22 protein-coding genes and 1 pseudogene are annotated in these 24,570 nt (G+C 32.2%); 17 read left to right on the forward strand and 6 right to left on the reverse strand.

Annotated features, from left to right (window positions below; translation table 11 throughout):
- Both GSA01S_RS11240 and GSA01S_RS11245 read right to left on the reverse strand, forming a co-directional pair.
- Nucleotides 1-142, reverse strand: a pseudogene (locus GSA01S_RS11240) (alanine dehydrogenase); the annotation flags it as partial.
- Nucleotides 127-345, reverse strand: a complete 219-nt coding sequence (locus tag GSA01S_RS11245) for a hypothetical protein (protein ID WP_066124575.1) — start codon at nucleotides 343-345, stop codon at nucleotides 127-129. The pseudogene GSA01S_RS11240 and the gene GSA01S_RS11245, both read right to left, overlap by 16 nt.
- A 766-nt stretch (nucleotides 346-1,111) precedes the next feature.
- Between GSA01S_RS11245 and GSA01S_RS02615 the strand changes: the two genes are divergently transcribed.
- The 7 genes from GSA01S_RS02615 to GSA01S_RS11045 all read left to right on the forward strand — a co-directional run bounded on the left by GSA01S_RS02615 (nucleotide 1,112) and on the right by GSA01S_RS11045 (nucleotide 3,901).
- Nucleotides 1,112-1,336, forward strand: a complete 225-nt coding sequence (locus GSA01S_RS02615) for a helix-turn-helix domain-containing protein (protein ID WP_066124577.1) — start codon at nucleotides 1,112-1,114, stop codon at nucleotides 1,334-1,336.
- A gap of 13 nt (nucleotides 1,337-1,349) precedes the next feature.
- Entirely contained in the window at nucleotides 1,350-1,829 is a 480-nt protein-coding gene (locus GSA01S_RS02620; protein WP_066124579.1) for a sigma-70 family RNA polymerase sigma factor, read from the forward strand.
- A 466-nt stretch (nucleotides 1,830-2,295) separates the two neighbouring features.
- The gene (locus tag GSA01S_RS02625; protein ID WP_066124581.1) at nucleotides 2,296-2,496 is read left to right on the forward strand and encodes a DUF1659 domain-containing protein; all 201 of its coding nucleotides are present in this window, start codon (nucleotides 2,296-2,298) and stop codon (nucleotides 2,494-2,496) included.
- Between the two features lie 13 nt (nucleotides 2,497-2,509).
- The gene (locus tag GSA01S_RS02630) at nucleotides 2,510-2,761 is read left to right on the forward strand and encodes a DUF2922 domain-containing protein (RefSeq protein ID WP_066124583.1); all 252 of its coding nucleotides are present in this window, start codon (nucleotides 2,510-2,512) and stop codon (nucleotides 2,759-2,761) included.
- A gap of 64 nt (nucleotides 2,762-2,825) precedes the next feature.
- Nucleotides 2,826-3,068, forward strand: a complete 243-nt coding sequence (locus tag GSA01S_RS02635; RefSeq protein WP_066124586.1) for a hypothetical protein — start codon at nucleotides 2,826-2,828, stop codon at nucleotides 3,066-3,068.
- A complete protein-coding gene (locus GSA01S_RS02640) occupies nucleotides 3,058-3,294 on the forward strand; it encodes a phage holin (RefSeq protein ID WP_066124588.1) in 237 nt (78 codons plus the stop codon). Before GSA01S_RS02635 ends, GSA01S_RS02640 begins: the two co-directional genes overlap by 11 nt.
- On the forward strand, nucleotides 3,269-3,901 hold the full coding sequence (locus tag GSA01S_RS11045) for a CHAP domain-containing protein (RefSeq protein WP_066124590.1): 633 nt from the start codon (nucleotides 3,269-3,271) through the stop codon (nucleotides 3,899-3,901). Before GSA01S_RS02640 ends, GSA01S_RS11045 begins: the two co-directional genes overlap by 26 nt.
- 401 nt (nucleotides 3,902-4,302) lie before the next feature.
- On the opposite strand, the gene GSA01S_RS02650 is transcribed toward GSA01S_RS11045, so the two are convergent.
- From GSA01S_RS02650 to GSA01S_RS02660, 3 genes are read right to left on the reverse strand one after another with little or no spacing between them, the layout of a single operon-like run.
- Nucleotides 4,303-5,214, reverse strand: coding sequence for a dihydrodipicolinate synthase family protein (locus GSA01S_RS02650; protein WP_066124593.1), 912 nt, complete (start codon nucleotides 5,212-5,214; stop codon nucleotides 4,303-4,305).
- Between the two features lie 12 nt (nucleotides 5,215-5,226).
- Entirely contained in the window at nucleotides 5,227-5,910 is a 684-nt protein-coding gene (locus GSA01S_RS02655; RefSeq protein WP_066124595.1) for an N-acetylmannosamine-6-phosphate 2-epimerase, read from the reverse strand.
- 17 nt (nucleotides 5,911-5,927) lie between these two features.
- Nucleotides 5,928-6,821, reverse strand: coding sequence for an ROK family protein (locus GSA01S_RS02660; protein WP_066124597.1), 894 nt, complete (start codon nucleotides 6,819-6,821; stop codon nucleotides 5,928-5,930).
- Nucleotides 6,822-7,118: 297 nt separating this feature from the next.
- Between GSA01S_RS02660 and GSA01S_RS02665 the strand changes: the two genes are divergently transcribed.
- From GSA01S_RS02665 to GSA01S_RS02700, 8 genes are all read left to right on the forward strand, one after another.
- Complete coding sequence (locus GSA01S_RS02665) at nucleotides 7,119-8,063, forward strand: ABC transporter permease (RefSeq protein WP_066124599.1); 945 nt, start codon at nucleotides 7,119-7,121, stop codon at nucleotides 8,061-8,063.
- Between the two features lie 15 nt (nucleotides 8,064-8,078).
- Nucleotides 8,079-8,954, forward strand: coding sequence for a carbohydrate ABC transporter permease (locus GSA01S_RS02670; RefSeq protein WP_066124601.1), 876 nt, complete (start codon nucleotides 8,079-8,081; stop codon nucleotides 8,952-8,954).
- An 18-nt stretch (nucleotides 8,955-8,972) separates the two neighbouring features.
- On the forward strand, nucleotides 8,973-10,655 hold the full coding sequence (locus GSA01S_RS02675) for a type 2 periplasmic-binding domain-containing protein (protein WP_066124604.1): 1,683 nt from the start codon (nucleotides 8,973-8,975) through the stop codon (nucleotides 10,653-10,655).
- A gap of 63 nt (nucleotides 10,656-10,718) precedes the next feature.
- Entirely contained in the window at nucleotides 10,719-11,351 is a 633-nt protein-coding gene (locus GSA01S_RS02680; RefSeq protein WP_066124606.1) for a YesL family protein, read from the forward strand.
- On the forward strand, nucleotides 11,348-12,802 hold the full coding sequence (locus GSA01S_RS02685) for a sialidase family protein (protein WP_066124608.1): 1,455 nt from the start codon (nucleotides 11,348-11,350) through the stop codon (nucleotides 12,800-12,802). The genes GSA01S_RS02680 and GSA01S_RS02685 overlap by 4 nt, the downstream gene beginning before the upstream one ends.
- Before the next feature lie 622 nt (nucleotides 12,803-13,424).
- Complete coding sequence (locus GSA01S_RS02690; RefSeq protein WP_066124611.1) at nucleotides 13,425-14,216, forward strand: response regulator transcription factor; 792 nt, start codon at nucleotides 13,425-13,427, stop codon at nucleotides 14,214-14,216.
- The gene (locus tag GSA01S_RS02695) at nucleotides 14,203-16,794 is read left to right on the forward strand and encodes a sensor histidine kinase (protein ID WP_066124613.1); all 2,592 of its coding nucleotides are present in this window, start codon (nucleotides 14,203-14,205) and stop codon (nucleotides 16,792-16,794) included. Before GSA01S_RS02690 ends, GSA01S_RS02695 begins: the two co-directional genes overlap by 14 nt.
- Nucleotides 16,781-19,780: a glycoside hydrolase family 2 gene (locus tag GSA01S_RS02700; protein ID WP_066124615.1), complete on the forward strand. Its 3,000-nt coding sequence runs from the start codon at nucleotides 16,781-16,783 to the stop codon at nucleotides 19,778-19,780. Before GSA01S_RS02695 ends, GSA01S_RS02700 begins: the two co-directional genes overlap by 14 nt.
- A gap of 302 nt (nucleotides 19,781-20,082) precedes the next feature.
- On the opposite strand, the gene rpsT is transcribed toward GSA01S_RS02700, so the two are convergent.
- Complete coding sequence (gene rpsT, locus GSA01S_RS02705; protein ID WP_066124617.1) at nucleotides 20,083-20,334, reverse strand: 30S ribosomal protein S20; 252 nt, start codon at nucleotides 20,332-20,334, stop codon at nucleotides 20,083-20,085.
- Between the two features lie 274 nt (nucleotides 20,335-20,608).
- Here rpsT and uvrB point away from each other — a divergent pair, with 274 nt between their 5' ends.
- Nucleotides 20,609-22,609 (forward strand): excinuclease ABC subunit UvrB, encoded by a 2,001-nt coding sequence (uvrB, locus tag GSA01S_RS02710; RefSeq protein ID WP_066124621.1) that lies wholly within the window; start codon nucleotides 20,609-20,611, stop codon nucleotides 22,607-22,609.
- 506 nt (nucleotides 22,610-23,115) lie between these two features.
- Nucleotides 23,116-24,456: a LysM peptidoglycan-binding domain-containing protein gene (locus GSA01S_RS02715; RefSeq protein ID WP_066124623.1), complete on the forward strand. Its 1,341-nt coding sequence runs from the start codon at nucleotides 23,116-23,118 to the stop codon at nucleotides 24,454-24,456.
- Nucleotides 24,457-24,570: the final 114 nt, after the last annotated feature.

Genomic DNA, 24,570 nt, shown 5'->3' on the forward strand with positions numbered 1-24,570 from the left:
AAGCGATACTGGTTACTTCACTGTCTAATAGAGCTTGGGCTAAGTCAGGATCGGCTGCTAAATGTAAATAAGTAAATAAGATTAGGCCTTTGTGGAAGTATGCATATTCTTCTTTCAAAGGCTTTTTTACTTTGATAACCATCTCTGCAGCCCAACTTTAGCGACATCTTCAACTAAAGTGGCTCCGGCTGCTTGATAAGCTTCATCACTAAATCCAGATGCCAAACCGGCTTGATGTTCAACGATAACTTGGTGACCGTCGTTGATTAATTCTTTAACATTGTCGGGGGTTAATCCCACACGATTTTCATTGATTTCTTGTTCTTTTGGTAAACCAATAATCATGGTCATGACTCCTTCAAAATGATGTTCAAAATGATATGTATTTTTTGATAATTATATCACAAAAACGAATGAAAGGAATATGCGTTAGAAAATTAATGCCTTGCATAAGTGTTAAAAAAGGAGCCATTATTTAAGGTAGAAGGGATAGCCATTATTAAGTGTAGAATGGACAGCTAAAAAGAATGGGAAGCCGATATTAGGGAGAAAAATGGACAGCCTATATTAGGGTGTTGAGTTTATAAATTAACATTCTTAGCGACATCATTTTGGGAATTGTAGGAAACTCATCTTATTTTCATCTTTTTCATAGTAAAAAAGCAAAAGACATTTGGATTTATTGTTTTCATAGAAGCAATTTTTTACTAACATTTATTCACAAAGATTAGTGGATATTTCACAAAGTTAGTATTACGAGAGTGATTGTGACCGACTTTGTTTGTAATTTTCATAAAAAATGTTTTCATCGCGATTACACTGTTTGTTAGTGTTTTTTCAAATCGTTAAGCTGATTATTTTCAAAGCGATTTTACATTATAAAAACGCTTGCAACATAATTTAAACCTAAGCTATAATTCAGTCAATGTACCAAATTTAGAATTTTTATCGATATATTTATTAAACAATATTGAGAGAGGAGGAATCATTATCGTGGTGTTTTTTTAGAGGAAGATATTAAGTAAAAAATGTGATAGACGCATAATTGTATTAGGGATTACAAGCAAGTAATTTAATATTTATTAATAGTGAATAGAGGAGGTGAAGGGGAGTGGAACAACCTTATGAGATTAATCGTTATGCTTTAGAAAAAGCCATCAATCAACGACGTTTAAAAGCTTGTCAGGTTGCAGACCAAGTCGGTATTTCTCGCAATACGATGTCACGTACGCTTCAAGGGCATACGATTCCCAGTTTGGAAGTAGTCAATTTAATTAGTCGCTTTCTGAAATTAACAGACCGTGAGATTATTCGCATATTTCATCCGAAATTTTAAAGGAGGTCATTCGATGAAGATAGAGTGTTTATTGGAAGAATATGAATTGTTGATCCATCATGTTTTGAAAGAGTACCAGATTTATCCAAACCGTCATGACTATGAAGATTTTGCTCAGGAATTACGCCTTCATTTATTTGAGGAATTAAAACGCTTGTTAACATCAAAACACCAAGTGGAAAATATGGAAGCATACTTACGGCACGGGATGCGTTGGCGACTGTTTAAATTGTTACGCCAACAAAAGCGTCATCAATGGGTGCCTGTAGAGGAAACCTTTTTAATTAATCAAACCCAAGAAGATGCTAATTTAGTCTTTAAAGAATTTGTCTTGTCCCTACCCAATACCTTAACACCACGAGAACAGGAATTCTTACAGTATTTGTATGAGGGCTATCAATTAACTCAGTTAGCCGAGATTTATCACCGAGAATATCGCACCATTCGTCGTTGGCGCGATCGGTTGATTGAAAAGTTGAAGCGTGAAGATTGACAATGTGATAAATGAAAAGTTGAAGCGAGAAGAGTGATTGTGTGATAAATGAAAAGTTGAAGCGAGAAGTTTAGCTTGGTGAAAATGAAAAGTCTAGGTTCGATGAGCTACTAATTGAAATTAAAAATTGAAGGACTGTGTGATATATGAAAAGTTCAGGTCTGATGAGCGACAAAGTGAAATATAAACGTTAGAGCAGAAGATTGATTAATCGATGACAGAAAGGTGTGCACAAAAGGGTTCAGGGACTCATCGACCTGTTAGAGCGTAGGGGTATTATAGTTAACATTGAGGAGGTTGGGTTACTTTTACTTGGTTCTGTGGACCTGTTAAAACTTTGTCATTTCAATATTCACTAGTCAATAAATCATCATTGATGTGTATTTTTGTCCGAAAAATGCGCTTTCGGGGTACTTATTAGGTGTAGCGTCCGGAACTACAACAAAATTTTAAGGAGGTTGCCCCTATGGCAAAAACATTTAAAAGTGGAAAATTATCAATGAAACTAGTAGGTGAGGATAAAAAAGCAGTACGCACAATGAATTTTAATAATTTGATGAATGATGCCCCAGAGGCAGAGATTATAAAAGTTCGTAGTGCAATTGAAACATTAGTAGATGAACCGTTTAATAAAACCAGCGTAACTGAAAATTACGAAATTGACTAGGAGGAATTAAATTATGGCAGAAGTAACAACAACAAATTTAGAATTACAAATTAAAAATGCTGCAGGGAAAGCAAAAGTAGTACGTGTTCCGGAACCAAGTTTAGGTTTGGACCGTGTGACAACTGAAAAAGCTGCTCAAGATTTAATCGAAGCCAATATCTTTGTAGATGACTCAGGAGATCCTTATGTAACCAATGTCGGCGCTCGTTATGTTAAACGTACTGTAGATGAAATCTACAATGTGGAAAACGAACCGGCAGTTTAAGGGTAAGTAAAGGAGTGGGTGAATTGAACACCTGCTCCTTTTATTAAAGAAAGGAGGAATTGAAATGAGTCTGATTGAATTAGGTGCTTTAGCTAGTGCATTAGTCGCCGTCATTACCTTAATTACGAAACTCTACAATTTAATCGCAGCCATTCAACAATTAATTGGTCGCTTAGACTTTTTGCAGTCTGAGATTAATCATCATCATTTAATTCAAAAGCAATTAATTAAACTGTACGATCATCATGAGCAACGCTTGAATCGAGTAGAACAAATTCAGAAAAGAGGTAATCAGGATGCAGCTTAGTAATCAATCTTATGATTTTTTAAAGTGGGTAGCATTGGTCTTTTTACCAGCATTTTCAGTATTAATCGGGGGATTAGGTCCGATATTTAATTGGTCAATGACCGAAAAGTGGGTAACACTGGTTAATTTATTAGCAGTATTTTTAGGTAGTTTATTACAGTTATCATCTAATAATTATCACAATCAAGGAGGGGGACATTATGCCGTCCAAACAAACTTTGCTTAATGAATTACAACAATATATTGGGATGGTTCAACATTCTTCTAAACATCAAGCGATGGTTGACGCTTATAACCGAGTCGAACCTTTACCAGTAGGCTATCGGGTCAAATATAGTGATGACTGGTGTGATTTGTTCGTAACATTTATTGCTGATAAAATTGGTTTGTCCAGTCAAATTGGACGTGAGTGTGGCGTTAACCGTCATCGTGAAATAATGCGCCAGAAAGGCATTTGGTTAGGAAAAGTAAGTCCACAAGTGGGAGATATTATCTTTTTTGATTGGGATGGCAATGGTTTTTGTGATCATATAGGATTTGTCATTCAAGTAGGTAATGATTTTGTGATTACAATTGAGGGAAATTCGTTGCGCCAAGTCCGTAAGGTTTCTTATCATAAACAAGATTGGCGGATTGCTGGTTACGCTAGACCCGTTTATCAAGAAGCAACGGTCAAAGCACCAGGAAAATCAGTTTCAGAGCTAGCATTGGAAGTTATCCGAGGGTTATGGGGGAATGGCGGTGAACGTGTTAGACGCCTTACCCAAGCAGGGTACGATGCGGTGGTAGTCCAAAAACTGGTGAATCAAAAACTTTTAGGGTTAAAGAATTGAATAGTAACGAAAGGATCGCTGTACCAAGTTGGTAATGGCGATTTTTTTGGTTTTAATAATTCAGTGATACTTTTAATGAGATAGTATATAAGCTATATTGGATAGTCAACCCTAATATCAGTATTAAATTAAAAATAAATAATAGAGAAAAGACGTATTAATACAATTAGAAAAAGCATAAGAGAATTAGAAGAATAATAGTGAATGCCCCGAAAACATGTATGGAACATTCACTATATATGCAGATTGTTTAAATATTGTCCAACATTTTAATATTAAAAATTATTAAGTAGATAAATTATTTGTATTTTAAAAAAACCCAATTAAAAGTTAATATACGTTACTTAAAATTTAGATAGGTCAGTAGAACTATCATTTTAGCTATTTTAGGAACTTGTAAATCAACAATATTTATTAATTGCTGAAGTGATCATGTTACTTACGTTATTCACAATTACAAGGTCTTCATCAGTTACATTGGTTAATGGAGAACGTACACCACCGAGTTGAAGTCCATCTTTTTCTAGGACTTTTTTCATAATGGCATATATATTGGCTTTAGCCTTCACCATTTCAAAGATAATATTTGTAATCTCAAATTGAATTTCAGTAGCTAACGATATATTACTGTTCTGTATCGCTTTATCTGCTGCTAAAAACAGTTCTGGCATAACACCATAAGTACCTCCTATTCCACCATCTGCACCCATAATTCTGCCACCTACGAATTGTTCATCAGGCCCATTGAAGACTATTATATCTTTCTTAGAATTTAGTTTCCAAGTAAGAATATCCTGAACTGGCATTGAAGAATTTTTAACTCCGATAACATTCTCATTTTCTAACATTTTATTCAATAAATTTGATGTTAAGGCATAACCTGTTGTTTGAGGTATATTATAAATGATGAAATCAATTTTAGCAGCTTGAATCATTTCAGTCCAATACTCTTCAATAGAATATTCAGGTAAAGTGAAATATATTGGCGGAATTGCAGCTAAGGCATCAACTCCTAAATTAGCAGCATGTTTAGCTAATTCTATACTATCTCTGGTGGACGGAGCGGCAACATGTGCTATAATTGTCATCTTATTTCCAACCACTTCCATTACATTTTCAAGAATGACCTTTCTTTCCTCTATATTTTGATAAATGCATTCACCTGATGAACCCCCTACATACAAACCTTTAACACCTTTATCTAAATAATACTGAGCTAATTTTTGTGTTCTTTCGGGACTAACATCGCCATTGTCGTCATAGCAAGCATAAAATGCTGGAATAATTCCTTTGTATTTTTCTAAATTTTTCATTATAATCTCCTTTTATTTAATAACATTAATAAACTTTTTCGTGATTTCAAGTGGTCTTGTTATTGCTCCACCTACTACCGCAGTGTAAACTCCTTGGTTAAAAGCCATCTCCAAATCTTTAGGAGTATGAATTCGTCCCTCTGCGACAATTGGTGTACGAGTATTTTCAACTAATTCTTTCATCAATTGAAAATCTGGTCCATTTTTCTTGTCAGAAGTTCCAGCAGTATAGCCACTCATAGTTGTTCCTATTAAATCAAAACCTATTTTTTCAGCATTCAAACCTTCTTCTAAAGTTGAAATGTCTGCCATAAGAAGTTGATTAGGGTATTTTTCTTTAATATTTTTTACAAAATTATTGATTGAACCGTCAGCTCTTTTTGAAAAAGTAGCATCCATTGCAATGATATCACATTTTGCTTCAACCAATGCATCTATTTCTGCCATGGTAACTGTTATGTATGGTTCATAATTTGGGTATTCTTTTTTTATTAAGCCTATAACAGGTACATTTAATTCTTCCTTAATTTGTTTTATGTCTTTTATTCCTTCTGTCCTAATAGCGATTGCGCCTGCTTCTAATGCTGCTTTTGCCATAAGAACCATGATCCCACCTTCTTCACGATATAATGGTTCGCCCGGTAAAGCTTGACAAGAAACAATTAAACCACCTTTTAATGATTCAATGATACTCATAATACATCCTTTCTATTTTACAAATTGTTTTCTGTTTTAAAATAATATAATGCACCCAGTAATCCAGCTTTATTACCTAATTTTGCCGGAACAATGTTACTTTGAATAAAATGATTATGCACTGAAATATTAGACATTTCAGCAACAACATCTGGTATTATCAGTTTGTCTTGGGCTAATATTCCACCTCCAAGAATGATTAAATCAGGATTTAATAAATATTGAATTATTAATAATCCTTGAGCTAAATTTTTAATGAATGTATCATATATTTTTCTTATTGTGGGGTTGCCTGAAATTAATAATTTGAAGAATTCTTCTCCATTAATATCACGCCGTAATGCAATAGTGGCATTTTCTGTTAAAAAACTTGCTGATGCGATGTCTTGAAGATAATGTCCGTCAATAGGTAAATATCCGATTTCTCCCGCTGTATAAGAATGACCTTGATATAATTTGCCATTGATCATTATAGCAGCACCTATCCCTGTTCCTAATGTAAGACAAACCAAATTATTTTTATTATCATCTTGATGGTATTTCCAGTACTCTCCAAGTAGAGCGGCGTTCACATCATTCAGTATTGTGCAAGGAATATTCAATTCGTTCTCAATTATTTTCTTGAATTGCGTTCCTTGATATTTTGGTATTGTATAACCAGCGTATTCTATTACACCTGAATCAGGATTTACCACACCAGCTGAAGCTATTGCGATTCCAGATATTGTCGGATGCTCTTGAATAACTTTCTTACAAATCGAGGTAACTTGTTTTAAAATATGATTGTCATTAATTGAGACTTCTGTTTTTACCTTTTTTATTGGTTCATAAGTATCACCACTGATTGAAAAAATTCCATATTTTATAAATGTTCCACCAATATCAATGCAAAGTACCTTAATAATAATCAACCTCCTTTGTTGTTTACGTTTTCATTTTATCACTAGAAATTATATTATCAATAATGCCATTTTTGGAAAAAAAAGAAGTAAATTATTTTGTTTTCAATTAAAAAACATTGATAAATCAATATTTTTTAATAAAAAATTAGCTTTAGAGTTAGGTAATTAAATACAGAAATAGTCTGTTTTTTACCAAAAGCCATAAAATATTATTATTAAACCTAAAAATATTACAACACACAGCTAGATAAATCGTTTACACTTAAGTTAATGGTAGCGCAACCAATATATGGAGGTGGATGAGTGATGGAAATAACACAAATAAATAATAATAAAAAAAGGGGAATGGGAAATTTAAAAAAGAAACTGAAAAAAAATTGGCCATTTTTAGTAATGTTGATGATTCCGTTGATATTCCTGTTGGTATTTAGTTATGGTCCAATGTATGGGGTATCAATTGCTTTTAAACGTTATTCACCTGGTCTGGGTATATGGGATAGTCCATGGAATCAATTTGGACACTTTAAACGTATGATGAAAGATACTTTATTTATTCGAGCTTTAAAAAATACATTAAATATTAGTTTTTTAAAACTTTTAATAGGATTTCCAGCTCCTATAATTCTTGCTCTGGCACTGAATGAAATAAGATTTCAAAAATTTAAAAAACTTGCACAAACTATTTCATACTTACCTTATTTTTTATCTTGGGTAATTGCTGCAGCGATGTTAATCGAAATTCTTTCTCCTGATAGAGGATTAATTAATTCAGTATTAAAAATGTTTGGAATGAATCCAGTTCATTTCTTAGCCAATAAAAATACATTTATACCAGTATTAATAATATCAGAAATATGGAAAAGTATCGGATATGAGTCAATCATTTATTTAGCAGCTATTACCGGAGTTGATTTATCGATTTACGAAGCTGCCGAGTTGGATGGAGCATCGAGACTTCAGAAAATGTGGCATGTCACGATACCAAGTATTATGCCTATAATACTTGTTATGTTGATTTTAAGATTAGGTCAGGTATTGAATGCTGGATTTGATCAGGTTTTAAACTTGTATAATCCATCCGTTTATGCCGTTGCAGATATTATTGATACATATGTATATCGAATAGGTTTAGAAAACTTTAGTTTCGATTATTCAACCGCTGTAGGGTTAGTTAAAAATTTAGTTGGGTTAGTTTTAATTTTAACCTCGAACTTGATTGTTAAAAAAACGACTGGCCAAAATGTAATATAGAAAGGAGTATAAAGAATGAAGAAGAAAACAAATCTGTTTGATTGGATAATAATTATTCTTATTTCCTTTTTCTGTTTGACAATTTTGTATCCTGTTTGGAATCAAATAGTCTTATCATTTAGTTCGGCTTCAGAAATGAGAACTTTACAAATTTCGATGTGGCCTGAAAAATGGTCTCTGGAAGCTTATAAATTTATTTTTGGATTTGGAAATATTGGTAGAGCTTATTTCAATACAATATTGAGAACTATTGTCGGAACATTGATGATTGTATCAGTCACTGTATTGGCAGCCTATCCACTTTCAAGGAAAGATTTACCTTTTAGAGGATTTTTTATGACAATTTTTGTTATCGCAATGTTTGTATCAGGTGGAATGATTCCATCATATTTATTAGTTAAAAACTTAGGCCTATTAAACTCTGTATGGGCATTGGTTTTACCTAATGCATTAAATGTAACCTATGTTATAATTGTCAGAAACTTCTTTTTAAGTATTAGTCCTTCAATTGAGGAATCTGCAATTATGGATGGTGCTTCACCTTTTCAAATTCTATTAAAAATAATTTTACCATTATCTAAACCGATTATTGTGACTATAGCATTATGGGCTGCAGTTTATCATTGGAATGAGTGGTTTATGGCTCAAATTTATATTCAAGATCAAAATCTTGATGTTCTACAAACAGTTGTGAGAAAAATGTTGATGAACGTTGATGCTTCACGAATGGACACACAAATTGCATCAACTGGTGCAAATGCATCTGAATTATTGTTAGCGAATGTACGGGCAGCAACCGTTGTAGTATCAATAGGACCAATTGTTCTATTGTATCCATTCGCACAAAAATATTTTATTCAAGGTTTACAATTAGGTGCTGTAAAAGGATAATTTTAGGAGGAAAATAATATGAATAAAAAGTTTAGAAAGACGGCAGTCAATTTAGTTGTTAGTTCTATTTTAAGTAGTCAACTATTACCTGGTATAGGTATTAGTGCTCAAGAGTTACCTGAACCTGGTGATTTTAAAGATGTTGTTAATTTAAAATTGTCTGGTTCATTTACTAAGGGAGAAGTACAAGATGACAATTGGGTTCAAAAAAGACTCGAAGAACAATTTAATGTTCAAATTGAAAATACTAAAATAAACACATGGGATGCAAATGAAGTTTCTATCATGATAGCTTCTGGAGAATTGCCAGATACATTTTCCTTCACAACCGGTGGGATGACACCAAAAGAATTGTATTATCAGGGGTTAACCCGTTCAATTCCACGTGAAATGATAGAAAAGTATGCACCAAATTATGCAAAAATGTTAAATGAAACAAATAATGGTATTGGATGGAAAATGACTCAATCTCCAGATAATGAAAATGAACATATTGCATTAGTTGGATTACAATCACATGCTCAATCATTGTTATGGGCTCCAACATTAAGGCTAGATTGGATGGAGAAATTGGGATTAGAAATACCAGAAGACATCCAGCCTATTGGAGATGAAGATGGTTTCGAGAGAATCTATTTTTCACACCATTCATATACATTAGATGAGTTAGAAGAAATATTAACTGCTTTCGTTACTCAAGATCCAGATGGTAATGGGCAAGACGATACTTATGGTATTTTACCAGCAAATGACAGCATGAACTGGGCAACGACATTATTAGGTTCTTACGGTGTTGCTGCTAGTTATAACTTAGAAGTAGATGGCAAAGTTCAAGATACAATGATTTCAGAGCCATATAAACAATTTTTAAGTCGTATGGTAGATTGGTATAAAAAAGGATTGATTGATCCTGAATGGACAACGTTACCGGAGAAAACCACATGGGAAAAATATCAAACCGGTAAAGTTGGATATGTGATTGCACAGAAAACTTATTTAGCTCAAGAAGCTTGGACAAAAGGAAGAGCTCCTCAAAATATTCTTGATGCTGATCCGAATGCAAAACTATTAGCACTTTTACCTGAAACAGGTGATGAAGGACAATCTGGACAACAAGCATTTACTCCTGTTACTGCATTGCAAGATACAATGCAAATTAGTAAAAATGTAACTGATGAGCAATTGGCTCGATACTTACAAATTTACGACTTTATGACTTTTAACCCTGAAGGAGTTTGGACAACCTATGGTATTCCAGGGGAGCATTCAGATTATGTAGGAGAAGAAGGTAAATCTACGCTTGTTGTTAGAGATGAGTATCCATTAGAAGAAAAAGAAATGGGATTCTGGGCATATAACCATCGCTCATATCCAGGCGTTCGATACTATTGGTTAACTGCTGAGAAAACATTAGAATTAAATGATATGTTCTTTGGCAAACCTGAAAATATTGAAAAATATTTTATTAGACCATACAAATGGGATTTATTTGATGAAACTGGCCTGTCAGATCTTGAAGCCATTTATAATGCAAATCTGCAAACTATTGAAAATGAATTCAGAATGAATGTTATTTCCGGTGCGGTTGACTTAGAAAGCGAATGGGATGCATATGTTGAAACTTGGTTATCAAGCGGTGGACAAGAAATTCTAGATGAACTAGAAAAAGCCCCATTAGTGAGTGATTTGCTAGCGGAATAGAATAAAGAGTGTTAGTGGGAGTGTAATTTATTGCGCTCCCCAGTTTTTTAAGGAGTGAAACTAATGAGGGAAATCAATAATAAATTGATAGAAATAATAAATAATATCTATGACTTAATAGTTTTAAATCTTTATTGGATACTTGGTTTTGTTTTAGGACTTGGAATATTTGGTTTCATTCCTTCAACAATTGCAGTAACAAATCTTTTGAGAGATCGTCATTTAAAAAAAGATTCATCAAATTCATTTTTTAATTATTGGAAATATTATAAACAGAACTTTATAAAAAATAATCTTTATGGTTTATTTTTATTAGGTTGTATTTATTTAGGATTTTTATATATTCAAACGCTTGATAATCTTGATAATGTCATTAAAGGTCCGTATATTTGGTTGACTTATGGAATATTTATATTTTTCATAATTTTAAATTTATATATATTAATCGTTTATATTCATTTTGATTTTTCTTTTAAAATGATTTTAAAACATAGTTTAGTGTTTATGATTACTTGTCCAATTCATACTTTATTATTGATATTTATGATTTTAATTTCAAGTTGGACAGTAGTTAGGTTTCCATTATATTTCCCTTTTATTCAAGTTTCTCTTTTTTTATTTTTGATTTCTAAAATAATATTTCATGCAATAAATGTCGTTACACAAGTACAAAATAAGAGGTGGATAAATAAATGATTAAAAATAAACCGAAAATAATTTTTGAGAGTGGTAAACATGGTCAAAAAAATAAAACTGAGGATGTATACTGTTATCGTATTCCAGCTTTGTTAACAACAATGTCTGGTACGGTTATAGCAGGTGCAGATCAGAGGTATGATCATCATTTTGATTGGGGAAACATAGATATGGTGATTAAAAGAAGTGAGGATGAAGGGGAAACCTGGAGTGAAATTATTAAAATATGTGATTTATCCACAAATCCTAACAGTATGCATCCAGATTATGGTTCGGCTTTTAATATTGATATGTGCTTGGTACAAGATCCTAAAACACAAAGAATCTTTTCAATATTTGATATGTTTACAGAACAACGTGGTTGCTTTGGTATTTTTGAAGATAACTTTGAAAAAGCCTATCAAGAGATTAACGGAAAAGATTATCTAATTGTTTATGAAAATAATGAAGAGTCAAAAGTTTTTGGGACAATTCGAGAGAATGGAATCATTTATGATAATGAAGGGAACGTAACAGCTTACCGTGTTATAACAGAATCAAAACAAGCACCTTATAATAATTTAGGTAATCTCTATAACTCGGAGGAATTAATAGGTAATGTATATTTTAGAGATCCTATGAATCCTTTAAGAATTGCAAAAAATATGTACGTTTGGCTTTCTTATAGTGATGATGATGGTAAAACTTGGTCTTGCCCTGAAGATATTACGCCACAAATAAAATTACCTTGGATGGTTTTCTACGGTGTCGGACCAGGAAATGGAATAGCACTACATACAGGTGAAAAAAAAGGTAGATTAATCATTCCAATGTATTCAACCAATTCTTTAACAACGCTAGATGGTAGTCAAACTAGTCGAGTTATATATTCTGATGATCATGGTAAAACTTGGAATAGTGGACTTTCAGTAAATGATAATCGATATGTCCCAGAGTTATCAACTACCATCGATTCTAAAACCTTTGATAATAGACTATTACAGAATACGGAAGCGGTAGCTGTGCAATTAAATAATGGACAAGTAAAATTGTTTATGAGAAATTTGACCGGAAATGTTCAAGTGGCTACAAGTTTTGATGGTGGTGAAACATGGCATGAAGAAATAAGCTCTATTAAAGAAATTGTAGATGTTTATGTACAATTATCTGCTATTCATACCATTCAGGATGGAAAAGAATATGTTTTACTTACTAATGCCACTGGTCCGGAGAGAAATAATGGGCACGTTCATATTTTAGAAGTAACAGAAGAAGGAAATCTAAAATGGTTAAATAAAATTTTAATACAAGAAGGTAAATTTGCATATAATTCAATACAGATGTTAAATGATAAAACATTTGGTGTGCTTTATGAACACTCAAGCCAAGAATATAATGAATATTGTTTGTTATTTAATAAATTTAATTGGAGTGAATTAGAAAGATTACTGGATAAACAGACTAAAAATTAATAATTCAAGACGAATTTATTATTATAAAAATAGTATGATTTAAGTTCAAATATGAAGAGTATAATAAACTTTTTATTAATGAAGTTTTATTGAAACTTTAGGTAACGATTAAGACGACAGATATACTAGAAATTGAAATGAATAGAGTTATGGATTATGATAATATTATATATTTAAGCCTTTTCATTTTTTGATCATTAAAGTCAATTAATGATTACTAAGTAATTAAAATAGATTTGTAAAAATTATATTTTTAAACTTTGAAATATTTTGCTTAAACAATAAGTTCGAATGATTGAACAATTTTTCAACCTATAAATAGCAGTGACAGTCATTTTTTTTGAAAGTATATGTCCGTTTTTTTATTTAAATAATTAAGTGTGATTAGAATTTTTAGCTAAGATTAATTGCGATTTAATTTGAAAATTGTGTATGAATACTATAAATAATGGTTAAGATTTATCAAAATTATTGACATAAGTAAAGCAAAGCTGTTTACGTTTACACAATATTAGGTACTTGACTAAACATTATTACAAAAAATTTAACAAATATAATTATTTTAAGGTTGAATTCTTCAGAATACATTAACTTATAATAAATAATATTAGAGGTGTTCATTGTGTATAAGTGTATTATAGTAGAGGACGAAAAAAATATTAGACAAAGACTAGTTTCTCATTTTCCATGGGAGGAATTTCAAGTAGAAATTGTTGGTGAAGCAGAAAATGGCATTGAAGCTATCAAGTTGATTGAAAAATATCATCCACATTTAATTTTTACAGATATAAAAATGCCTGATATGGATGGATTGGAATTAGCTAAGGAAATTCATCTTCGTTTTCCAAATATCACTACTATACTAGTGAGTGCATATAATGAATTTAACTATGCCCAGAAAGCTATAGAATATAATGTAAAAGGCTATTTGCTAAAACCAATATTAAAAAAAGAATTTATACAACTTATGACTAAAATTTATTCACACCTACAAAAAACAGATCCATTATTAGAAAATAAAGATTTAGAAGATAAAACTATTGGTACAAAAAACACAGAGGATACACAGACTAAAGATTTAAATCAATACATTTATTTCGCTAAAAATTATGTTAATGAACATTACACTAAACCAATTTCTTTAAAGCATATTTGTTCTGAACTGTATATTAGTGAATCGTATTTTAGCAGTCTTTTTAGCCAAGAGACAGGAGTTGGCTTTGCTAATTACGTGAATGAAGTTAGAATTGAAAAATCCAAAGAACTTCTTAAGTATTCAAATGATAGTTTAAAAATAATAGCATTAAAAGTAGGGTTTTCAAGTCCATCTTATTTTAATAAGGTCTTTAAATCAATTACGGGAATGAGTCCATTAGAATTTAAAAAAAGTGGGAATAGTGATGAATATATTTAATAAAAATTTAAAAAGTTATTTGACATTATTATCAGTTCTTTTGTGTTTGTTGATTTCAGGAGTAACAATTTATTCATTCCTACAAAATTTCAATGAATATTACAAACAACAGCAACATAATGTAGGATTAGCATATTTACAAAATAATTCATCGCATATACAGAGAAAATTGGATAGAGCCATGACATTACTTAAAACCACATCATCAAGCTCAAGCATCCATGAATCGATAAATTCTTTATCAGAAAAGAACAACTCTGGAATTCAGGATTATTTGGCAAGCAAAAGGATTCTTGAAAATTTGTTATTAGTTCAATCTAAAAATACAATAATTGACGACGTTATCATATTTTCTGATGTTGGACAATTTTCAGCTAGAGGGAATTCTTTTTCCGAAAAATTTAGATATTCAAATTTACCTAATCAAAGAGAAATATCCCATTTAATGACTCCAGAACAATTTATTAATGAATTGAATTTTAGAGGAGTACAAAATTTTAACTTTAAAATAGATAATTATGCAGGACTACAGAATAAACTACTTCTCGCTACAAATATGTTTGATCAAAATAATCAATTTATCGGATTGTTAATCATTACGTTAAACCCAAAAAACTTAGAAGAAACACTTTTGAACAGTGAAAGAGTAAATATTAAAGTTGATAACAAAGAAGTTTTTACCGGAACGAATTATGACAATACAAATCCTGAGTTAATTGTTACTCACCAGGTGTTTCCATATAATGTATTTTTATCTTATAAACATCAAGAGCTATTAGCTTTATTTAGTTTAAAACAGAAAATACTTATTTTCTTAATTATTATCTTAGTTTTTAGTATTACTTATATGATAGTTCTTAGAATATCATTTCGTTTTCTGGAACCACTAGACGCATTAGTTGAATGGATAAAGGCATATATCACCAATGGAAAAGATTTAAACAAATTATATATCAATAATAAATATAGTTTAAGAGAAAGAATTTTTGCTTTTTTAATCATTGCAACTTTGGTTCCTTCACTATTGATTTCACTTACTTTTTATTATCAAGCTAGTTACTACATTTTAGAAGTTGAAAAGCAAAGTGAAATAGAAAGAATAGAAGAAAGAAGTAAACTAATTAATGATGAAATTATACGTTTAAAGAAGACTTTATCTGTTTTAGTAGCAAACCAGTATTCTAATAATTATAGAAGGAATGAGAATTATTTACAAATTCAAGATGATGTTAACAAGTTTGATGAACTTGAAGGAGTGATGATTAGTATCATTGATAATAGTGGGAAATTATTAATGTCCACACGCGATCAGAACAAAATTGAAATAACAATCGATAATTTTCTACAGGAAAAGGAGCGTTCAAGATATTTAATCGGAACCATTAATTATGATAATAAGCGGTTGTTTTCACTAATGCTACCGCTTAAACTATCAAAATACCGAGATGAACATTTAGAATATATGGTATTGTCGGTTGACCAACAGTTTTTTAATAAAGTATCTTTGGTTGATAATATTATTAAGGAATCTCTACTTTTTGGTAGAGAAAAATGGTACATTACAAACGAAAATGAAAGCGAAAGTAAAACATATTACTCAAAATTAACAGAGAGTAATATTCATTATGAAGTGGATTATTCAGATGAAATATTTAAAAAGAACCTATCAAATCTATTTTGGAGAAATTCATATTTATATATCATAATGATTTTATTATTACTAGTTGTGTCTTATCTCATTTCTAATCGACTAATGATACCATTTGAAAAAATTATCAAAGAACAAGCAAAGTTTCCAAACTACAATTTAAAACTGATTAGTAATATTCAAATTGATGAAGTTGAAATTCTAAAAAACAAGTTCATGGAAAGAATACAGGAAATAAATGAACTGTCTGACGCAAAATTGGAAGTAGAGAAAAAAGTAATTGAAACGCAATTTGAAAAAAAAGAAATTCAATTACTTGCAATTCAAAATCAAGTCAATCCTCATTTTTTATATAATACACTTGAAAATTTAATCTATTTAGTTGAATCGGGTGAAAATGAAAAAGCAGTCAATATGATTGTATCGCTATCTAGATTTTTCCAATTTATTACCAATCGTTCGAATTACATTATTACGTTGGAAGAAGAAATAAACTTTTCAAAACATTATATAGAAATAATGAAAGTCAGATTTGATAATTTTGAAGTAAAATGGAATGTAAAAGTTAATAACACTCAATTGCCTATACTAAAAATGTTATTGCAGCCAATTATTGAAAATAGTATTCATCATGGCGTAAAGAACTCAAACCATTTTATAAACATCGAAATAATAATAATTGAATCAGCACAGTATTTATTGATTGAAATTAAAGATAACGCAGATGGAATTGAAAAAGAAAAGTTAAAAAAATTACAAGAAGGATTAAAAAATTCAGAGTATAATCGTTCGGGTATTTATAATGTTAATGACCGTTTGAGCCTTTATTACCAAGACAATTACCATTTAGATATTAAAAGTAACAAAGGCCAAGGAACAGTTGTTACTATAAAAATTAATAACAAAGGAGTATATAATGTTAATCCCTAATTATTTTGAAAATCATGAAATAACTGAGATTAATCAATTGAATGATCGTAATTATTTCATCCCTTTTAGTAGACATGATTCATTTATGGATAATCTTAATAGACGGAAATCTAGTTTTTATACTGATCTTTGTGGCACCTGGAATTTTCAGTATATTGAAAACGTAAGAACACTAGAAATTCCTCTTTGGCTTCAAAAATACCATGACCGTATTACTAGCACAACTAACGTACCGAGTGTTTGGCAATTAGAAGGGTATGACCAAATACAATACACAAATGTTGAATATCCAATTCCTTATAACCCCCCTTACGTACCGTATGATTTACCAGGAGCTATATATCAGAAAGAATTCTTTGTTACTACTGATGATACAAAAGATTATCATCTAAATTTTGAAGGTGTTGATAATGCTTTTTATGTTTGGGTTAATGATGAATTTGTTGGATATAGTACTATCTCTCATAGTAATACAGAATTTGATATTACTAATCTGTTGAATGACGGAAAAAATGATATTTCTGTCCTTGTTTTAAAATGGAGTACTAGTACTTACTTTGAGGATCAAGATAAATTTAGATTTAACGGAATTTTTAGAGACGTTTATTTATTGACTCGTGATAAGAATAGAATCAATAGTTTTATAGTTAAAACGCATCTAAGCAATCAATATCAAAAAGCCAATATTGATGTTGAAATTCAAACGACTGAAACTTTTAGTTCTGGTATTTATCAATTATTGGATGAGAAGAATAAAATTATTGCAGAAGATAACTTTTCTGAAAACTTTAATATTGAACTTTCAAATCCAAAATTATGGACACCGGAGACGCCTTTTTTATATAAATTAGTATTAAAAACAGATAAAGAAGTTATCGTTCAAATGGTTGGGATTAGAGAAGTTAGAATTGATGGAGTAGAATTATTATTGAATGGTACTCCAATAGTTCTTCAAGGAGTAAATCACCATGATACCCATCCAGAAACAGGGCCGGTAGTTTCAATTGAAAATCAAAAAAATGACTTATCTCTGATGAAATTATACAATTTTAATGCAATCCGTACAGCTCATTATCCAAAGTCTCCTGAGTTCTACGAATTGTGTGATAAAATGGGTTTTCTTGTGATGAGTGAAGCAGACATGGAATGTCATGGGGTTGTTGAGCTTGTTGGTCTAGGTGGGTATGATAATTACCCAATGCTTGTAAATGATCCTACCTATACGAATATTTTTGTTCGTCGCATGGAAGCTAGTATGATTCCCTTTATCAATTTCTGTTCGATCTTCATGTGGTCAGGTGGAAATGAATCTAGTTATGGATTAAATTTTGAAAAAGCAGCAAAAAGAGCAAGGGAAATAGATTCGGATAGACCCCTTCATTTTGAAGGATACTGGCATCGCGATCGGAATCGAAAAAATGATTTGTCTTATGTAGATGTTTACTCACGGATGTACGCATCATTAGAAGAAATGGATCAATTATATTTTAACAAAGATAATCCGATTGACCGTCCATTTATGCTTTGCGAATATTGTCATGCAATGGGGAATGGCCCAGGCGATTTGAATGATTATTATGAGTATTTCAAGGATAAAAAGGCCTTTATTGGAGCTTTTGTTTGGGAATGGGCAGATCATGCGGTTAATATTAATCGTCAATCACCAGAAGAAGCGATATATAGGTATGGTGGAGATTTTAATGAATATCCACATTTTGGTAATTTTTGTATGGATGGTCTTGTATATCCAGATCGACGTCCACATACAGCAGTAATTGAATATCAGCAAATTTATCGTCCAATAAGAATTATTGACCATAGTTTAAGTAAAGCACAGGTGACTTTTGAAAATCAACTATTTTTTGTTGATGCCAGTGAGCTATATTTTATGAATATCTCAATTTACGATAAAAAAGGGAATAAAATTGTAGATAATGAAATACCTTTACCATCAATGAAACCCAAACAATTCGTTAATTTTAATTATAAAGAGTTTGTTAATTTATATGATGATGTACAGAGTATTGTATTCTCTTATTTAAGAGTTGAGGATAGAAAAAAAGTCGGATTTGATCAAGTATTTCTTTCAGAAATTGAAAGTGACATTGAACCAGTGATAGTCATCACTAACCAAAACATCAAAATTGAAGAAACTATTTCGTCATTTATCCTTTCACAAGAAGATAAAATGGTAAAAATTAGTAAGAAGAATGGATTGATTAGTGAGGTTATTGTTAACAACAATGAATTACTAGCTTCAGAAAGTTACTGGTCGGTGTGGAGAGCACCAACTGATAATGATCGGAAGATTAAATTGGATTGGCAAGCAGCTAATTATCATGATACCCAAGTAAGAATGGTTGAATATAAATTAGAGAAAAAAGAAAAGGGTATTAGCATTACTTTTTCAGGAACAATGAACTCCGTTTCAAGACAGAACTTTTTAAAATTAGATGTTGAATGGATAATAACTTCTGATTTTGTTTTATCATTAAATGTAAATATTGAAAAAAATCCTTTATTCCCATATTTACCGAGATTTGGTATGGTAATCCCAGTAATAAAATCAATTGATCAATATGAATATCTTGGTTATGGACCTTATGAAAATTATCAAGATAAAAATAATTTAAGTTATTATGCATCTTTCAAGGGGAAAATATCAGATTTATATGAACCTTATGTTACACCGCAAGAAAATGGTGCACATCGAGTAAAAAGTGTTGAGGTATTTAGTGGTCTAAATCGAGAAAGAATTAAAGTATCTTCAAAAAATCTTATATCATTTAATTATTCACAGTATTCTGTACAGCAACTTACAGAAATAATGCATCGAGATTTATTAAAGGTTGAGGACAAAAATTATTTACACCTTGATTATGCCCAAAGTGGATTAGGAAGTAATTCATGTGGTCCCGAATTAATTGAAAAATATCGTTTAAACGAGGATCGTTTTACGTTTGAACTTAACTTTAAATTTTCATAAATACGAAATATATAAATAGTATCTGGTTGGATATGTGAAAAACAAATAATATGTTTGATTTTTAAAAAATGATGAAATTTAGCACTTGGACTTCGGTTCAAGTGTTTTTTAGCATATTATATTTGTGTGAAAGGAAGTGTATAGCCTTTATAGATTATAATTGTTTAGTGTATTTATTTAATTCGATGCTGCGTATAGGTGGGCTTGAGAGCGCGGAATAAACACAATGGACTTAATGCTTTTGTATAATAAGTTTAGAATTACAAAAAAAACCACCCTTTAAAAGGATGGTTGAAAATTCATTATTTTACTAATTTTGCTAAACGTGACTTATCACGAGCTGCTTTATTTTTGTGGATTAAACCTTTAGTAGCTGCGCTATCAATTTCTTTAGCCGCTAATTTGAATAATTCTTCTAAATTACCTTCGCCAGATTCTACAGCTGCACGGAATCTTTTGATTGCTGTACGCATACCTGATACGTGAGCAGTGTTACGAGCAGTTACAGATTTTGTTTGACGGATACGTTTGATTGCTGATGGAGTATTTGCCATGTCTCGGTCACCTCTTTCTTCTCTTATTGGTGTGTAAGCCAAAAATGACTTAGTCAACTTCCTTATTATACATGATAACTATTATACCTTGCAACTATATAATCAAAAAATCTTTAATTTAACTGTATTTTTTTTGTGAAATGAGGCTAATTTACATGAAAAAGTCTCTTCTCACTTTCAATTTGAAGATAATTTATATAGAATCATTCAATTTGCCACACCTTATGAATAAAGGTACAATAGAAGTGAATTGAAAGGATTAGAGGTGCCCAAAATGGATCAATTTAAATTAGTATCTCAATACCAGCCGAGTGGGGATCAACCGACGGCTATTAAACAATTAGTAGAAGGTTTGAATCAAGGCAAACGTGACCAAGTGCTCTTAGGGGCTACTGGTACCGGAAAAACATTTACGATTGCGAATGTGATTAAAGAGGTCAACCGTCCTACTTTAGTGTTGGCTCACAATAAAACGTTAGCTGGTCAATTATATTCTGAATTGTTAGAATTTTTTCCTGAAAACTCAGTGGAATATTTTGTTTCTTATTATGACTATTATCAACCAGAGGCCTATGTCCCTGCTTCCGATACTTATATCGAGAAAGAGTCGAGCGTCAATGATGAAATTGACCGTTTACGTCACTCAGCTTCTTCAGCATTATTAGAAGGTCGTGACGTGATTGTGGTCGCCTCTGTTTCTTGTATTTACGGATTAGTCGATCCTAAAAACTATCGTGAACATGTATTATCGATTCGTCAAGGTCAAGAAATCAGTCGCAATGCCATCTTAAATCGTCTAGTCGAAATGCAGTTTGTCCGAAATGATATTGATTTTCAGCGGGGAACCTTTCGTGTGCGTGGCGATGTACTGGAAATTTTTATGGCTTCACGTGAATCAGAAGTTATCCGAGTGGAATTTTTTGGCGATGAAATTGATCGTATTCGTGAAGTGGATGTTTTAACCGGTGAAATTCGTCGAGACTTAGAACACTATCCCATCTATCCGGCAACTCACTTTGTGGCCAATGAAGATCAAGTAACGCGTGCAGTCGAAAGCATTCGTCAGGAATTAGAAGAGCGTTTAGAAGAATTACGCAGTGAGCATAAATTATTAGAAGCGCAACGTTTAGAACAACGAACGAACTATGATATCGAAATGTTATTAGAAATGGGTTATTGTAGTGGGATTGAGAATTATTCACGTCATATGGACGGTCGTGCGCCAGGTCAAGCACCGTTTACTTTATTAGACTTTTTCCCAGATGATTATTTAGTAGTAGTTGATGAGTCTCACATTACGATGTCGCAGTTAAGAGGGATGTATAATGGAGACCGTGCGCGTAAACAACAATTAGTCGATTACGGTTTCCGTCTGCCGAGTGCGATAGATAACCGCCCATTACGTTTAGAAGAATTTGAAGAACGGGTCAATCAAATCATCTATGTTTCAGCCACTCCAGGTCCTTATGAATTAGAACATACAAATGGCGAATATGCTGAGCAAATTATTCGTCCAACTGGCTTACTGGATCCATTAGTGGAAGTCCGTCCGATTAAAGGTCAAATCGATGATTTAGTGGGCGAAATTAATAAAAGAGTTGAGAGAAATGAACGAGTGTTTATTACGACATTAACGAAAAAAATGTCCGAAGACTTAACCGATTATTTAAAAGAACTCGATATCAAAGTCAAGTATTTACATAGTGATATTGTTACCTTGGAACGTACAGAAATTATTCGTGATTTACGATTAGGTGTCTTTGATGTTTTAGTAGGGATTAACTTACTACGTGAAGGCTTAGACGTTCCGGAAGTATCTCTCGTGGCGATTTTAGATGCAGATAAAGAAGGATTCCTGCGTAGTGAACGTTCGCTAGTGCAAACGATTGGTCGAGCGGCTCGTAATGAGAATGGTCAAGTAATAATGTATGCGGATGTGATCACTCAATCAATGAAAAATGCGATTGATGAAACCAACCGTCGTCGTGGGATTCAAATGGCATATAATGAAGAACACGGTATTGTGCCAAAAACGATTAAGAAAGAAGTACGTGACTTAATCCGTATTACGCATGATGTCCAAGGCGAAGAACGAGAAGAAAACTTATTGGTACAGTTTAAAAATCTTTCAAAAATGCAACGAGAAGAAGAGTTGGAGCGCCTAACAATGGAAATGAAAGAACATGCCAAAAATATGAATTTCGAAGCGGCAGCCGAGTTGCGTGATATTATTATGGAATTAAAAGCCGCTTATGGGCATAAGTTAAATAAATAAAAAAACGTTGAACGAACAAAAATGACATTTAGTTGTACATCCAAGTGCATTTATTTTAAATCGTGCGTGTAGCCATAGCAATATGATGCGGATGGCATAAGATAGTTGTGTAGTATCTGAATTGATAAGTGGTGGCGCTCATAATTGTATTCTGATTATAGTTAAGAGTACATATATCGACGACGATAGGCTAAGAGCGGTATATTGGCTGAATTTACGATAATCGTTGGAGAGACAAAAGTTAGAGTTAAAAACAGCATCTTTTTGAATGAATAGTATCTTGCCAAATAGCCAGTATATTAAGGGAATAAGATTTACGTTATGAATGTTAGCTAAATTTGATGAAAATGTGAATTTAAAAAGACCTTTTATTAAGTAGTTAGACTTTACAATGAAATTTATTGAATAAGCTATTTTCCTGTGATATTATAGGCACATAGTTAGAAAGATAGGAATTTAATGATGATTTCTATCGATAAGTGATCAAGTTTATGGAGGTCCTAAAAATGAAAAAATTAAGTAAATATTTATTAATCTCAGCGTTGACCTTAGGATTGGTTAATCCTGTCTTCGCACAAGAAGATACGACCATCGACGAAGAGGTTCCAACCGAAGAAGTGAGTGATACGACGGTTGAGGAAACCGTTGCGGAAACTGTATCAGATGGTTTAGATGAAACCGAAGATGTAACAGATGAAATGACTGAAGCTACGGCTCAGTATGTGATTGTAAATAGTTCAACACGCAAGTTTGTCTTTGATAATGAAGAAGTAGCACCTCAACCTTGGGAACAAGTGAAGGATGCTGCAGCCGCAACTGAAGCGGAAGATGGCTTAAAAGATATGAATATCGAATGGGGACGTTTAAATACGGACTTATATAGTGGTGATGAAGTACTATACGAAGCGGGGACACCTGTTTTCCGTGTCGTGAACCATGATACGAAAAACACGAGTGATTTTGCTATTTTCGGTACGATTACTTATCCAGGTGCTGAAACTTATGGGCATGTAGCTGCACAATATGTTCACTCTGAAGGCTTTACCTATGTGGAAGATGCTGGCACTGAATCAGTAGATGTCTTCACTCAAGCAGAAGCTTTTAAATCAGCGATTTTAGAAAATGCTACGGAACGTTTAAATCCGGCTTTAGAGAATGAGTTACCAGCATTAGCTGAGCAACCTTTATTTACCGAAAATGCTGAAGGTGTTTACGAATTAACTCCGAAAGCAGACGAAGAGACAACTACCGAAGCAGAACAAACAACTGCTGAAGAGACTGAAGACGCAACAGCCGAAGGTGACGAAACGTCAGAAACAACTGAAGGCACAACAGCTGAAGGTGATGAAACAACAGAGGAATCTGAAGATACAACAGTTGAAGGCGATGAAACGTCAGAAACAACCGAAGGCACAACAGCTGAAGGTGAAACAAGTTCTGAAACGTCTGACGAAAGCGAAACAACAACCGCTGAAGAAAAAACATATAAAGTTGCCGAAGGCGATACTTTAAATAAAATTGCTAAAGAATATGGTGTAACAGTAGAAGCGTTAAAAGCAGCCAATAATTTGACTGATGATAATATTTTTGTTGGTCAAACACTTAAGCTTCCAGCAAAAGATGGAAATGAAGGCACTACTACTGCAGAAGAAACACCAACTCAAACTGAAACAACTACTTTAGCAGTCTCACAAGAAACTTCTGTAATCACCACTACAACGAAGGATGGCAAATCTTTACCACAAACAGGTGAAAGAGACGCTACAATTGTAATCGTGGGGGCTTTAGTTTTAGCGGGATTAGGTGTCGCTTTAATTACCTTTAATAAGAAAAAAGATAATAAATAATCATTAAGTCTCTCTTTCAACAATCAAAAGGTCGATACTTTTGGTTGTTTTTTTGCAGTACATCGTGCTGGATGTACAAAAAATCCCTAGTTCTTTATTAAAGAATACTAGGGA

The sequence above is a fragment of the Globicatella sanguinis NBRC 15551 genome, from assembly GCF_001552295.1.
GTDB lineage: Bacteria > Bacillota > Bacilli > Lactobacillales > Aerococcaceae > Globicatella > Globicatella sanguinis.